The sequence below is a fragment of the Paracoccus sp. MC1862 genome (assembly GCF_016617715.1).
Taxonomy (GTDB): Bacteria; Pseudomonadota; Alphaproteobacteria; order Rhodobacterales; family Rhodobacteraceae; genus Paracoccus.
In genome coordinates this window covers 2777350-2789876 of the sequence record NZ_CP067225.1, presented here as the reverse complement: position 1 = coordinate 2789876, position 12527 = coordinate 2777350, and the positions used below count along the sequence as shown (strand labels likewise).

General features: G+C 69.7%; 13 protein-coding genes. 10 read left to right on the top strand and 3 right to left on the bottom strand.

All coding sequences use genetic code 11. From position 1 onward, the window contains the following. From JGR78_RS13765 to JGR78_RS13725, 9 genes are all read left to right on the top strand, one after another. Complete coding sequence (locus tag JGR78_RS13765) at positions 1-1965, top strand: tetratricopeptide repeat protein (protein ID WP_182804517.1); 1965 nt, start codon at positions 1-3, stop codon at positions 1963-1965. Positions 1966-1995: 30 nt separating this feature from the next. Then, entirely contained in the window at positions 1996-2877 is an 882-nt protein-coding gene (locus JGR78_RS13760) for a 4-(cytidine 5'-diphospho)-2-C-methyl-D-erythritol kinase (protein ID WP_234450757.1), read from the top strand. 30 nt (positions 2878-2907) lie between these two features. Then, complete coding sequence (locus tag JGR78_RS13755; protein WP_182793130.1) at positions 2908-3651, top strand: pyridoxine 5'-phosphate synthase; 744 nt, start codon at positions 2908-2910, stop codon at positions 3649-3651. Beyond that, on the top strand, positions 3648-4094 hold the full coding sequence (locus JGR78_RS13750; RefSeq protein WP_182793131.1) for a hypothetical protein: 447 nt from the start codon (positions 3648-3650) through the stop codon (positions 4092-4094). The genes JGR78_RS13755 and JGR78_RS13750 overlap by 4 nt, the downstream gene beginning before the upstream one ends. Before the next feature lie 31 nt (positions 4095-4125). Continuing rightward, entirely contained in the window at positions 4126-4530 is a 405-nt protein-coding gene (acpS, locus tag JGR78_RS13745) for a holo-ACP synthase (RefSeq protein ID WP_182793132.1), read from the top strand. A gap of 91 nt (positions 4531-4621) precedes the next feature. Further along, the gene (lepB, locus tag JGR78_RS13740) at positions 4622-5416 is read left to right on the top strand and encodes a signal peptidase I (RefSeq protein ID WP_182793133.1); all 795 of its coding nucleotides are present in this window, start codon (positions 4622-4624) and stop codon (positions 5414-5416) included. A gap of 9 nt (positions 5417-5425) precedes the next feature. Next, positions 5426-6115 (top strand): ribonuclease III, encoded by a 690-nt coding sequence (gene rnc / locus JGR78_RS13735; protein WP_182793134.1) that lies wholly within the window; start codon positions 5426-5428, stop codon positions 6113-6115. Further along, on the top strand, positions 6112-7056 hold the full coding sequence (gene era, locus JGR78_RS13730) for a GTPase Era (RefSeq protein WP_182793135.1): 945 nt from the start codon (positions 6112-6114) through the stop codon (positions 7054-7056). Before rnc ends, era begins: the two co-directional genes overlap by 4 nt. Continuing rightward, positions 7053-7382, top strand: a complete 330-nt coding sequence (locus JGR78_RS13725) for a DUF1491 family protein (protein WP_182793136.1) — start codon at positions 7053-7055, stop codon at positions 7380-7382. Before era ends, JGR78_RS13725 begins: the two co-directional genes overlap by 4 nt. A 207-nt stretch (positions 7383-7589) precedes the next feature. Here JGR78_RS13725 and JGR78_RS13720 read toward each other — a convergent pair whose 3' ends face one another. After that, positions 7590-8807: an NAD(P)/FAD-dependent oxidoreductase gene (locus JGR78_RS13720; protein ID WP_182793137.1), complete on the bottom strand. Its 1218-nt coding sequence runs from the start codon at positions 8805-8807 to the stop codon at positions 7590-7592. A 63-nt stretch (positions 8808-8870) separates the two neighbouring features. Further along, on the bottom strand, positions 8871-9767 hold the full coding sequence (locus JGR78_RS13715) for a hypothetical protein (protein WP_182793138.1): 897 nt from the start codon (positions 9765-9767) through the stop codon (positions 8871-8873). A gap of 87 nt (positions 9768-9854) precedes the next feature. Here JGR78_RS13715 and hslV point away from each other — a divergent pair, with 87 nt between their 5' ends. Then, positions 9855-10382: an ATP-dependent protease subunit HslV gene (gene hslV, locus JGR78_RS13710; protein ID WP_182793139.1), complete on the top strand. Its 528-nt coding sequence runs from the start codon at positions 9855-9857 to the stop codon at positions 10380-10382. 1 nt (position 10383) lies between these two features. On the opposite strand, the gene JGR78_RS13705 is transcribed toward hslV, so the two are convergent. After that, positions 10384-12387: a BCCT family transporter gene (locus tag JGR78_RS13705; RefSeq protein ID WP_182804519.1), complete on the bottom strand. Its 2004-nt coding sequence runs from the start codon at positions 12385-12387 to the stop codon at positions 10384-10386. Positions 12388-12527: the final 140 nt, after the last annotated feature.

Sequence of the window (12527 nt, the reverse complement as noted above, 5' to 3'; positions counted from 1 at the left end):
ATGAAGCCGATCCTGAGCCTGGCGGTCGCCGCCGCGCTGATCTCGACCGCCCTGCCCGGCCATGCGTGGGTCCTGCCCGCAGGCGGCGCATCCGTTCTGGCGCAGGCCGAGTCCCCTCCCGCGCCGGTTCCGGGCAGCGCGCCCCTGCCCCGGGCGGATGCAGTGGCAGCCCCGGATGCGCGAATCGCCACGCGGGTGAACCGCTTGCCGGGCCTCGCCGGGCCTTACCTGGCCGCGCGGCAGGCTGCGTCCGACAACGACTTCACCGCCGCCGCCCGGTATTTCGGCCGCGCGGTCGAGGTGGACGGGACCGACCCCTTCCTGCAGGACGGGGCGCTGGTGTCCATGGTCTCGGCGGGGCAGATGGACCAGGCCGTGGCGCTTGCCGGCAGCCTGCCGCAAGGCGAGGACAACACGACCGAACTCGCCGCCCTGATCCGCCGCGTCGATCTGGCCCGGCAGCAGGACTGGCCCGCCGTGCTGGCGACGCTGGAGCAAAACCCCTCGACGCCCAGCGCGGGCGGGCCGCTGCTGGACGGGCTGTTCCGCGCCTGGGCGCTGATGGGCGTGGGCCGCGCCTCGGAAGCCTTCGCCGAACTGGATCAACTCGCCGGGGCAACGGGCGCCGCCGGGATTGCAGGCTTCCAGCTTGCGCTCGCCAAGGCCAGCGTCGGCGATTACGAGGGCGCGGCTGCCGCGCTGGACAACCCCGAGGCCTCGTCGCACCTGCAAGGGGTGATCGCCCGCGTGCAGGTGCTCTCCCAGCTTGAACGCAACGACGAGGCGATCGCCTTTCTCGATTCGCTGGACGCCATCGAGAACGAGCCGGTCCTGATCGACCTGCGCCAGCGGCTGCAGGCGGGGGAAACGGTGCCCTTCGACATCGTCGGGGACCCGCGCGACGGGCTGGCGCAGGTGCTGGTGATCTTCGGCGGCGCGCTGATGGGGAACGAGGAAACCGACCCGCTGGCGCTGCTTTACGCGCGGCTCGGGCAGTATCTCGATCCGACGCTGCCCGACGCGCGGCTGATGATCGCCCAGCTTCTGCAATCGGCGGGCCAGTTCGACCTGGCGGAACAGGAGTTCGACGCGTTGCGGCAGGCAGGTCAGATGCGCCCGGCTGCCGAACTGGTCCGCATCGATTCGCTTGTCCGCGCCGACCGGATGGAGGCTGCCGAGGCGGCGGCCCGGATGCTGGCCGAGGCCTATCCGGGTTACGCGCAGGCCTGGGTGGCGCTGGGCGATGTGCTGCGGCAGAACGACAAGTTCGCCGAGGCCGTACCCGTTTATGACCGCGCCCTGCAGATCCTGCAGGCCGAGGAAGACCCGCAGGCGACCTGGTTCCCGCTTTACGCCCGCGCCATCGCCCGCGAACGCTCGGGCGACTACGATGGCGCCGACGCGGATTTCCAGGCTGCGCTGGACCTGCAGCCCGACCAGGCGCCGATCCTGAACTACCTCGGCTATTCCTGGGTGGACCGGAACGTGCGGCTGGACGAGGGGCTGGACCTGATCAAGCGTGCGGTCGAACTGCGCCCGGACGACGGCTACATCCTCGATTCGCTGGCTTGGGCCTATTACCGGCTGGGCCGTTACGAGGAAGCCGTCGAGCCGATGGAGCGGTCCGTGGCTGTCATGTCCGACGACAGCCTGGTCAACGACCACATGGGCGACATCTACTGGATGGCAGGCCGCAAGCGCGAGGCCGAGATCCAGTGGCAGCGCGCCCTGAGCCTCTACAAGCCCGAGGACACCGACACCGACGTGGACCGCATCCGCGCCAAGCTGGAGGTCGGGCTGGACGCCGTGCTGGAGGCCGAGCGCGCCAATGGCGGCACCCTGCCCGAGGGCTTCGGCCTGCCCGAGCCTGAACCAGCCCCTGCGGCGGAAGCGGAGGAGACGGGCGAGGCGCCCTCGGCGTCCGGTCCAGAGGCACCCGCCGGCAACCTTCCGCTCCGGCCATAAGGCGGGTCCTGCGTCCATGAGGCTGACCGGATGAACTCCCGTCCTTCCCTGTCCGAAGCGGGTCCTCGGCCCGCCCTTGCGCCCATGACCCGCATCGAACCCGCCCCTGCCAAGATCAACCTTGCCCTGCATGTCACCGGGCGGCGGGCGGATGGCTATCACCTGCTCGATTCGCTGGTGGTCTTCACCGAACTGGGCGACCGGGTGACGGTTTCGCCCGGCCCGCCCTCGCTGACCGTCACCGGCCCCTTCGCCGATGCGGTGCCGGCGGGCGAGGACAACCTGTGCCTGCGCGCCCTGCGCCACGTGGGCACCGAGGCAGTGGTGGTGCTGGACAAGCACCTGCCGCCCGCCTCGGGCATCGGCGGCGGCACGGCGGACGCGGCGGCGGTGCTGCGGGCGCTGGAGCGGGTGCCTGAACGCCCCGAGGCGCTGGGCGCGGACCTGCCCGCCTGCCTGCTCAGCCGCCCCCTGCGGATGCAGGGCGTGGGCGAGCGGATCACGCCCGTCGACCTGCCCAGCCTGCATCTGGTGCTGGTGAACCCGCGCGTCGAGACGCCGACGCCCGCCGTCTTCGACGCGCTGGAACGGCGCGATGGACCGCCCCTGCCGGACCTGCCCGCCCTTGCGGATGCCGGGACGCTGCTGGGCTGGCTTGGCGGCACCCGCAACGATCTGCAGCCGCCCGCCCTGACACTGCGGCCGGTCATCGCCGACTGCCTTGCGGCGTTGACCGCGCAAGGCGCCCGGCTGGCGCGGATGTCGGGTTCCGGCGCCACCTGCTTCGGCATCTTCGCGGATGCGCCCTCGGCCGAAGCCGCCGCGCGCGCCATCCTCGCCGCGAACCCCGGCTGGTGGGCGCGCGCCACCCGGACCATCACGGGGCTACCCTCGGCCACGCCGCAGGGCTAGGCTCGGCCGCGGACATCAGGGGGAACCGTCATGCTGCGACTGGGCGTCAACATCGACCATGTGGCCACCGTGCGGAACGCGCGCGGCTCTCCCTGGCCCGATCCCCTGCGCGCGGCATTGCTGGCGCAGGAGGCCGGTGCCGACGGCATCACCGCCCATCTGCGCGAAGACCGCCGCCACATCTCGGACGAGGACATCGCCCGCCTGTCCGAGGCGCTGCACGTCCCCCTGAACCTGGAAATGGCGGCGACCGCGGAAATGCAGGCCATCGCGCTCCGCCATCGCCCCCACGCCGTCTGCATCGTCCCCGAAAAGCGCGAGGAGCGCACGACCGAGGGCGGCCTGGACGTGGCAGGCGACGAGCAGCGCCTGGCCGAGTTCATCGCCCCCCTGCGCGAGGCGGGCAGCCGCCTGTCGCTGTTCATCGGCCACGACCCCGCCCAAATCGAGGCCGCCGCCCGCATCGGTGCGGCGGTAGTGGAACTGCACACCGGCGCCTATTGCGACCTGGACACCGAGGGCGACCACGCCGCCCGCGATGCCGAACTGGCGGGCCTCGCCGAAGGCGCGCGCCTCGCCGCCTCGCTGGGGCTGGAAGTGCACGCGGGGCATGGCCTGACCTTCGATACGGTCGGCCCCATCGCCGCCATCCCCGAACTGCGCGAACTGAACATCGGCCATTTCCTGATCTCGGAAGCGATCTTCACCGGCCTTGACGCCGCGATCCGGGAAATGCGGGCGCGCATGGACACGGCGCGCGGGCTCACGGCATGAAGCTAGTGGCCGCGTTGACCCTTGCAGTGCTGCCCTCTGCGGGCCTCGCCGCCCATGTCGGTCCCTGCGACGGGGCCGTGAACGCCCGCTACCTCGTCGAGCCGTGGGGAGAAAACGCCGCCACCTATGCTGAGGGCGCGATCCGCGTCGCGCTGTTCGACAATGTCGAACCGGCCGGGGCGGCGCTGCACCTCATGGTGATCTCTCCGCCTCGCGACGAAACCGGGATGCGTCAGTGCCGCCGGGTGTCGCTGGAAGAAGGAAGCGGCTTTTACAATCTCGATTTCGCGGCGCGCAGCGCGGATTATGATCTGGCGAAGGGCCTGACGCTGACAATCCCGGCGGAACGCTACGATCCCGATACGGGCGGGGGAGCGCCGGCGAGGCTGCGCGTGACAATCGACCAGAACACTGGCGCCATCGCAGCCGGGATTTCGCCGTGAAACCTTCGCCGTCCAGCTGCCGGGACACCCCATGATCCTCGGCATCGGCACCGACCTTTGCAACATCGACCGCATCGCCGGCGTTCTGGACCGCTATGGCGACCGCTTCCGCAACCGGGTGTTCACCGAACGCGAACTCGCCCGCGCCGCTCGCCGTCCGCATGAGGCGGCGACGCTGGCCAAGCGCTGGGCGGCGAAGGAGGCCTGCAGCAAGGCGCTGGGCACCGGGCTGGCGATGGGCATCGCCTGGCGGGACATGGCGGTGGACAACCTTCGTTCTGGCCAGCCCACCATGGCCCTGACCGGCTGGGCGGCGGACCGGCTGGCGGCCATGACCCCGCCCGGCCACCGCGCCATTGTCCATGTGACGCTGACCGACGACCACCCCTGGGCGCAGGCCTTCGTGGTGATCGAGGCGCTGCCGGAACCCGGCTGACGTTCACGCCCGCGCGGGTTCGGCGTGGTTCGGCTTGACTTCACCCGTCCCCCGCGCCCAAGAACCCCCCGATCATTGGACGAGAGACAGCATGGCCCGCACGAAGACGGCGCAGAAGGAAGGCGGAATCTGGGAAACGGTGAAGACCGTCTTCTGGGCGCTGGTCATCGCGGGCATTTTCCGCACCCTGTTCTTCCAGCCCTTCTGGATTCCCTCGGGCTCGATGAAGGACACGCTGCTGATCGGCGACTTCCTGTTCGTCAACAAGATGGCCTATGGCTATTCGCGCTATTCCTGCCCCTTCGCGCTCTGTCCCATCGACGGCCGCATCCTCGGGTCCGACCCCGAGCGCGGCGACGTGGTGGTGTTCCGCCATCCGACGCGGGGCGTCGATTTCATCAAGCGGGTGATCGGCCTGCCCGGCGACACGGTGCAGATGCGGAACGGCCAGGTGATCCTGAACGGCCAGCCCGTGCCGCAGACCCCCAACGGCATCTTCGTCGAACCGAAGCTGCCCCAAGGCCCTGCCCGCACCCTGCCCCGCTGCACCAACGAGCCGGTGGCCGAGGGTGGCCCCTGCGAGACGCCGCGCTTCACCGAGACGCTGCCCGAAGGGCGCAGCCATGACGTGCTGAACCTCGTGGACAACTGGCCGCTGGACGACACGCCGGTCTTCACCGTGCCGGCGGGGACCTATTTCTTCATGGGCGACAACCGCGACAATTCGGAAGACAGCCGGGTGCCGGCCATTGCCGGTGGCCTCGGCTTCGTGCCGGCCGAGTTCCTGATCGGCCGCGCCGACCGGGTGATGTTCTCCTCGGCGGGCTCGTCGCTGCTGTATTTCTGGACCTGGCGGGGCGACCGCTTCTTTCATGGGGTCCACTGAGGTGGCGCGGTGAAGCTGTCGGCCGAGCTTGCCGGTTTCTCGGCGCGGCTGGGTCACGACTTTGCCGATCCAGCGCTGCTGGTCCGGGCGCTGACGCATGGCAGCCTCTCCTCGGCCACCCGGCCCGACAACCAGCGGTTGGAGTTCCTGGGCGACCGGGTGCTGGGCCTGACCATCGCCGAAGCCTTGCTGAAGGCCGACCGGGGCGCGACCGAGGGCCAGTTGGCCCCGCGCCTGAACGCGCTGGTGCGGGGCGAGACCTGCGCCGAGATCGCCCGCCAGATCGGGCTGGGGGATGTGCTGAAGCTCGGCCGGTCCGAGATGATGACCGGAGGTCGGCGCAAGGACGCGCTGCTGGGCGACGCGATGGAGGCGGTGATCGCCGCCGTCTATATCGACGCCGGGTTCGAGGCGGCGCGGGCGATGATCCTGCGCCTCTGGGGCGCGCGGATCGCGGGGGCCGAGGAAGCGGCCTTCAATCCCAAGACGGCGCTGCAGGAATGGGCGCAGGCCAAGGGCATGGGTCCGCCCGCCTACGAGGTGGCAGACCGCTCCGGCCCCGACCACGCGCCGCATTTCCGCATCATCGTGCGGCTGGACGACGGGCGGCAGGCCGAGGCCAGCGGCACCGGCACCAAGCGCAGCATCGAACAGGCCGCCGCCAGCGTTATGCTGGACAAGATCGGGGATAACGCATGACCGAGAACGAGACCGCACCCGAGCAGGCGCCCGAAGGCCCGACCCGCGCCGGCTTCGTGGCCCTGATCGGCGAACCGAACGCCGGGAAATCCACGCTGCTGAACCGGATGGTCGGGGCCAAGGTCTCGATCGTCACCCACAAGGTGCAGACGACCCGCGCCCGCATCCGGGGCATCGCCATGCACGGGCAAAGCCAGATCGTCTTCGTGGACACGCCCGGCATCTTCCGGCCGCGGCGCAGGCTCGACCGCTCGATGGTGGCGGCGGCCTGGGGGGGGGCGGCAGACGCCGACATCGTCGTGCTGCTGATCGAGGCGCATCGCGGGCTGACGGACGGTGTGCAGGCGATCCTCGACGCGCTGGCCGAGAAGGCGGGCGGGCATCCCGTGGCGCTGGCGATCAACAAGATCGACCGGGTGAAGGCCGAGGAACTGCTGGCCCTGTCCCAGCGGATGAACGAGGCTTTTCCCTTCGTCCGCACCTTCATGATCTCGGCCGAACGCGGGCATGGCACGGGCGACCTGATGGACTGGCTTGCTGGCGAGGTGCCGGAAGGCCCGTGGCTATACCCCGAGGACCAGATTGCCGACCTGCCGATGCGGATGATCGCGGCCGAGATCACGCGGGAAAAGCTGACCCTGCGACTGCATGAGGAAATCCCCTACCAGTTGACGGTGGAAACCGAGAACTGGGAGGAGCGGCAGGACGGCAGCGCCCGCATCGACCAGATCGTTTACGTCAGCCGCGCCGGCCACAAGGGCATCGTGCTGGGCAAGGGCGGCGAGACGATCAAGGCCGTCAGCCGCGCCGCCCGCGAAGAACTGGTCGAGTTCATGGGCCGCCCCGTGCATCTGTTCCTGCGCGTGGTCCTGCGCGAGAACTGGCTGGACGAGGCCGAGCGCTATACCGAAATGGGGCTCGATTTCCGCGACGGCAAATGATGCAGCCGCGGCTGACGGCCGGGCTGCGGGTCGCGGCACTGCTGCGGCGGGCGGATCTGGAAAGCCGTGGGGCTTACGTGATCCACCGCGGCGACGACACCGCGGGCGCGATCTGCCTGACGGTGGTGCGGCCGGGTGGCCGGGCCGAGCTGTGGGGGCAGGACTATGACCCGATGACCGACGCGCGGCCTTGGGTGATGCAGCTTGAGGGCTCGCCGCGCGAGATCGACGCGGCGGCCCGCCGTCGCCGCGCGACCGATCCCGACCTGTGGGTGATCGAACTGGAACTGCCTGAGGGCCACGCGCCGACGGAGCTTGCGGACTGACCGAGCGACCCGACGACCGAACCGGACCCACGCGACCCCGTTCATCTTCGCCCGGATATCTCGGTGGTTCCCGAGCGCGCGCAGAGGAGGCGGATCAGGACACAGCCGCCATGAGCGTTTCCGCGCCGGATGAGGCCGATGGGCTGATTTCAGCGCGGCAGGCGAGCGACAGTCCGCCGCCTTCCGCTTGCCCTCCGCAACGCGGCCTCACCCCCGGGCGGTGAGGACGGCGCGCAGATCCCAGTCCGCGACCGCAAGCTCATCGCGCATCAGCGGCGCTCCGGCAAGGAGCTTGCGGGCGGCCATGTGGCGGCCGGCCTGGTTCACCGTCTCGACCGCGATCAGCCGGCCCGCGCGGAACACGAAGCTGGTGTCCACGGCACCGCTCGCGTCGGTCAGCACATGGGTGTCGTCCCAGCCGGTGGAAAGCCCGGCGATCTGCAGCTTGAGCGGACCTTGGTCAGACCAGAACCACGGCAGCGCGTCATAGGGCGGCTGATCCGCGCCGGTGATCGTTCGGGCGACGTGGCGGGCATGGTCGGCGGCGGCCTGCACCGACTCAAGCCGGGTGGCGATGCCGTTCAGAGGAAAACTGGCGCAGTCGCCGACGGCGAAGATGCGGGGGTCCCCGGTCCGCAGGTGACCGTCCACGACGATGCCGTTGGCGACGGGCAGGCCGGCCTCGGCGGCAAGCTCGCTGTTCGGGCGGACGCCGACGGCGAGAAGGACAAGATCGGCGGGAACGGTGCTGCCATCGGCAAGCTCGACGCCCTCGGCCTGCGTGGTCCCAGTGATGCCCCGGCCCAGCGAGGACAGGCGGACCTCGACCCCCGCATCCCAGTGGAAGTCAAGAAAGCGCTGCGAGATCGGGGGCGTGACCGCGCGGGACATCAGGCGGTCGGCGGCCTCGATCACCGTGACCTGCAGGCCGGCGGCGGCGGCCACGGCCGCGAACTCCAGCCCGATGAATCCGCCGCCGATCACCGCCGCGCGCCTTGCCCCGGCCACGGCGTCGCGCAGGCGGGCCGCGTCGGCAAGGCCGCGCAACTCGTGGACGCCGGGCAGGTCCAGCCCCGGCAGGGGCGGGCGCAGGTTGCGGGCGCCGGTCGCCAGCACCAGATGGTCGAAGCCCAGCCGCGCGCCGCCGTCCAGCACGACCTCGCCCGCCTGCCGGTCGATGCCGGCGACGATGGTCTGCGGACGATAATCCACCGCGGCCGTCTCGAAGAAGGACGCGGGCTTCAGGGCCAGCCGGCTGTCCTCGCCGTCCTTCATGTAGGCCTTGGAAAGCGGCGGGCGCTGGTAGGGCAATCCCGGCTCGTCCCCGATCAGGGTGATCGTTCCCGCGAAGCCATCCTGCCTGAGGCTCGCCGCGACCTGCAGGCCGCCCTGCCCCGCGCCCACGATGACCACCCGTTCCGACATGCACGCCCCTCGCCTTTTCACTCGATGGCGACTTTGCGGATGGGGCCGGGGCGGCGCAAGCCCTCAGATCGGCCAGCCGCCGCGGCGCATCGCGGCCAGCATCCGCGCGCCCGCGTCGGGGTCCTGCGCGTCGATCGCCTGCAGCTTGAGAAACCAGTAAAGATAGCGGTCGAGGTCCGGCCGCGCCTCGGCCGCCGCCGCAAGTGCCGCCTCGGCCCCCATCTCGGCCACGTTCAGCGCCGCATGGTGAAAGTCGATCTGCGCGAAAAGCACCGCGGGCTTGCCGAGGATCATGCCGTCAAGGGCCACGGCGCTGTTCTGGGTGGCGACGAATGCGCAGTCGCGCAACAGCGCCATGGTATCGCCGCCAATGGAGAGGTCAGGGTGCCGCCGCGCCAGCGCCGCCAGCGCGGCGTGGTCCGCGTCATCGTAACGTTCGGACGGGTGCAGGGTCGCCATAACCGGACGCCCGGTGCGGCACACCGCGTCCAGCATCTCGACCGGGCTCATGGTCTGGAACGAACGCATGCGACGGATATGACCCTGCAATGGCACGAGGATGTGGTCGCCGCGCCGGGGTTCAGGTCCCGGCAGCACCCGCCGGCGCAGGCGGCGGACAAAACCGGCGGCTTCGTTGCCATCGACCTCGGCCGGATCGAACCGCGCCTGCGCCACGGCAAAGCGCCAGCGTTCGGCCACCTGCTCGATCCGCCAGAAGGGATAGTGATAGGCCCGCCGCAGCGTCAGGGTGCGGGGATGCAGCGGCTGCTTCATGTGAAGCAGCGCATAGTCGCCCGGCGGTGGCGCGGTCTGGTAGGCCTCGGGCGAGGCAGGCTCGAAGCTCACGCGCCAGCCCTGTGCCTCGACGGCGCGGGCCAGCACCGCCATGGCGGGGAAGGTCCCGGCCCGCGCATTGCGCAGCATTCCGCCGTGAAGATGAACGCGAAGGGTTGGGGCCATGCCGCAGGTCTAATCGCGCCCCCCGCGTTGCGGAAGCCCGCGCCCGGCCATATCTCGGCCCCGCAGGACTAATGATGAGGACACAGCATGACCACGATCCTGGCGGTGCGCCGCGGCAATGAGGTCGTCGTCGCCGGCGACGGGCAGGTCAGCGTCGGGCAGACGGTGATGAAGGGCACGGCCCGCAAGGTCCGCCGCCTGTCGCCGGGCGGCCGCGACGTGGTGGTGGGCTTCGCGGGTTCCACCGCCGACGCCTTCACCCTGCTGGAGCGGCTGGAGCGCAAGCTGGAATCCGCGCCGGGGCAGTTGCAGCGCGCCTGCGTGGAACTGGCCAAGGACTGGCGCACCGACAAGTACCTGCGCAACCTTGAAGCAATGCTTATCGTGACCGACGGGGCGCAGGTCTATGTCGTGACCGGCGCGGGCGACGTGCTGGAACCCGAACATGACGTCGCCGCCATCGGCTCGGGCGGGAACTTCGCCCTGGCTGCGGCGCGGGGGCTAATGGACAGCGACCTGGGCGCCGAGGAGGTCGCCCGCCGCGCCATGGCGATCGCGGCGGAGATCTGCGTTTACACCAACGTCAGCCTGACAATCGAGCGGATCACCGCCTGAGCTATTCCTTCGACGGCGCCTCCGGCTCATGCTCGGGGGCGCCGACCAGCAGGGCCGTTTCCGGCAGGCGGACAAGCTGCAGGTAGCGTTCGAACTGCGCCAGCACGTCCGAGATGATCTGGTCGGACGTCATGCCCATCAGGTCATAGCCCTGGCTGCCGTCGCTGAAGAAAGTCCGCGCCTCATGGCGCAGTTCGGGATCGGCGGCATCGGGCATGGTGAAGGCGGCGACCGCGCGGCTGGCGGGCTTTACTCCGTAGACGAAATCGCGGCTGTTGGGCGAGGGAACCTTCAGCACCGCCGCATCCTCGCCGTTGCCGGAGGTGACGCTGGCGCCAAGGCCCCGCCGCGTCAGTTCGGCGGCGACCTCGCGCAGCGCCGGCACAACGGTGCGGGCGATGTGATGCTCGGCATCGGCCTGGGTCGGTGCGTCCAGCATCATCGCCAGCCGCCGTTCCCAGGATGGCCCGGTCGCGGGCTCGGCCCGGCGGGCGGCCAGGGACTTGCCCATCTGGTGCTGCGCTACATCCGCCCGCATCCCCTTGGCCAGCCCCCAGATCAGCACCAGCATGATCAGCGTGAAGGGCAGGGCGGAGGCGATGGTCGCCGACTGCAGCGCGCCCAGGCCCCCTGCCAGCAGCAGAACACCTGCAACCACGGCTTCCAGCGCGCACCAGAACACCCGCTGCATCGCAGAGGTATCGGTGCGCCCCCCGGCCGCGATGGTGTCCACCACCAGCGAGCCGGAATCGCAGGAGGTCACGAAGAACACCGCGATCAGCACCACCGCGAGGGTCGAGGTGATCGCCGGCATCGGCAGGTACTCGAAGAACTGGAACAGCGCCACCGACATGTCCGCGGCCACGGCGGCGGACAGCGCCCCATCCGCGACCGTGGTATCCAGAAACAGCGCGGTGTTGCCGAAAACCGTCATCCAGAGGAAGGTGAAGCCCACGGGCACGCACAGCACCGCCACCACGAATTCGCGCACCGTCCGCCCGCGCGAGATGCGGGCGATGAACATCCCTACGAATGGCGACCAGGAAATCCACCAGGACCAGTAGAACAGCGTCCAGGCGTCGATCCAGGGCTTCGGCTCATAGGCGTAGATGTTGAAGGTCCGCAGCAGGAAGGTGTCGAGGTAGAAGCCCACGTTCTGCACGAGGTCGCGCATCAGCAGCCCCGTCGGTCCCACCGCCAGCACGAAGACCATCAGCAGGATGGCGAATATCAGGTTCAGTTCGCTGAGAATGCGGATGCCCTTGTCCACCCCCGTCACGACCGAGATCGTGGCCGCCGTGGTGACGATCGCGATCAGGACAAGCTGCACCATGACGTTGTTGGGAATGCCGAAAAGATGTTCCAGCCCCGCGTTGATCTGCAGCACGCCGAAGCCCATCGAGGTCGCGACCCCGAACAGCGTCCCGCAGATGGCGAAGATGTCCACCGCATGGCCGATGGGACCGTTGATCCGTTCCTTCAGCAGCGGATAAAGCCCCGAGCGGATCGTCAGCGGCAGGTTGTAGCGATGACCGAAATAGGCCAGCGACAGCCCGACCACGGCATAGATCGCCCAGGCGTGCAGGCCGTAATGGAAGAAGGTAATGCTCATCGCCTGCCGCTGGGCCGCGACCGTCAGCGGGGCGGCGTCGGGCGGGGCGGCGTAATGCGTCATCGGCTCGCCCACGCCGAAATACATCAGCCCGATGCCCATGCCCGCCGCGAACAGCATCGCGCACCAGGACAGGTAGGGGAAATCCGGGGTGGATTCGTCGGGGCCGAGCCGGATGTTGCCATAGCGGCTTGCCGCGAAGAAAACGACCGCGCCCAGGAAGATCGCCACCGACAGCAGGTAGAGCCAGCCGAAGGAGGCCAGCGTCCAGCTTTGCACGCCCGTGAAGATGGCCTCCGCCTGTCCGGGCAGAAGCACGCCGACCGCCACGAAAAGGCCGGTGATCGCGACAGAGCCGATGAAGACCGGCTTGTTGATGATGAAGCCACGCAAGCGGGTCGGCCTTTCGCTGAAGATGTCACCGTCCTGTAACAACCGCGCGAGGCCAATGGTTCACGCAGGCGTGTGCTGTTTTTCTGACCTGCATGACCCGGTGCGGCTGCAGCGCGACACCCGCCGGACAGGGGCCAGCC

What these genes read in the sequence shown, in the direction of transcription:
- era (WP_182793135.1), top strand. Translation starts at nt 6,112, where the DNA reads ATGACCGAGAACGAGACCGCACCCGAGCAGGCGCCCGAAGGCCCGACC.
- JGR78_RS13725 (WP_182793136.1), top strand. Translation starts at nt 7,053, where the DNA reads ATGATGCAGCCGCGGCTGACGGCCGGGCTGCGGGTCGCGGCACTGCTG.
- acpS (WP_182793132.1), top strand. Translation starts at nt 4,126, where the DNA reads ATGATCCTCGGCATCGGCACCGACCTTTGCAACATCGACCGCATCGCC.
- lepB (WP_182793133.1), top strand. Translation starts at nt 4,622, where the DNA reads ATGGCCCGCACGAAGACGGCGCAGAAGGAAGGCGGAATCTGGGAAACG.
- hslV (WP_182793139.1), top strand. Translation starts at nt 9,855, where the DNA reads ATGACCACGATCCTGGCGGTGCGCCGCGGCAATGAGGTCGTCGTCGCC.
- JGR78_RS13750 (WP_182793131.1), top strand. Translation starts at nt 3,648, where the DNA reads ATGAAGCTAGTGGCCGCGTTGACCCTTGCAGTGCTGCCCTCTGCGGGC.
- JGR78_RS13720 (WP_182793137.1), bottom strand. Translation starts at nt 8,807, where the DNA reads ATGTCGGAACGGGTGGTCATCGTGGGCGCGGGGCAGGGCGGCCTGCAG.
- JGR78_RS13755 (WP_182793130.1), top strand. Translation starts at nt 2,908, where the DNA reads ATGCTGCGACTGGGCGTCAACATCGACCATGTGGCCACCGTGCGGAAC.
- JGR78_RS13760 (WP_234450757.1), top strand. Translation starts at nt 1,996, where the DNA reads ATGAACTCCCGTCCTTCCCTGTCCGAAGCGGGTCCTCGGCCCGCCCTT.
- JGR78_RS13765 (WP_182804517.1), top strand. Translation starts at nt 1, where the DNA reads ATGAAGCCGATCCTGAGCCTGGCGGTCGCCGCCGCGCTGATCTCGACC.
- JGR78_RS13715 (WP_182793138.1), bottom strand. Translation starts at nt 9,767, where the DNA reads ATGGCCCCAACCCTTCGCGTTCATCTTCACGGCGGAATGCTGCGCAAT.